Here is a 444-nt window from a genome sequence, read left to right on the forward strand (position 1 = left end):
TGAACGTGAAGTTCGCTGTTTGGATATTTTTCAGTGATGGGGTGATGATTGGCGCGCCGTTGTCATTGGAGTTACCCAGTGTGGCTGTCAATTTGTTGTTGGCTGTGGCGGATGTGTTGGAGCCTGTCAGTACGTCTTCGTCTTGCAGGGCGTTAACACGGGAACCACCGTTTGGTGTGTACACCAGGCCAGCTGTGAAGTTCTCAGCTGTGGCGATGTCTGTGTTGCTTGTCAGTGTGAAGTCTTTAACACCGCCGCCATTGACGATGGATGTCAATACTGCATCTTGAACAGCGATTTGGGATGCTTGTGTTGCAGAATCCAACACTTTGCTCAACCAGTCCTTGGCCAGGGCTGTGTTGCTTGGCAGGGAGTAGGCAACGATTTCTTCGTTGGTGTCGATGGCTGTTGTGAAGGATGTCGCAGCGGCAACTTTGGAGTCAA

The 444-nt window shown here is 51.1% G+C and carries 1 protein-coding gene; it reads right to left on the reverse strand.

Annotation, left to right across the window (positions count from 1 at the left end):
- On the reverse strand, nucleotides 1-444 hold a 444-nt coding region (locus ACO0LI_RS30650; protein ID WP_423037708.1), incomplete at both ends, for a hypothetical protein.

Source organism: Undibacterium sp. Tian12W (assembly GCF_049339405.1).
In the GTDB taxonomy this organism is placed as follows: domain Bacteria; phylum Pseudomonadota; class Gammaproteobacteria; order Burkholderiales; family Burkholderiaceae_D; genus Undibacterium.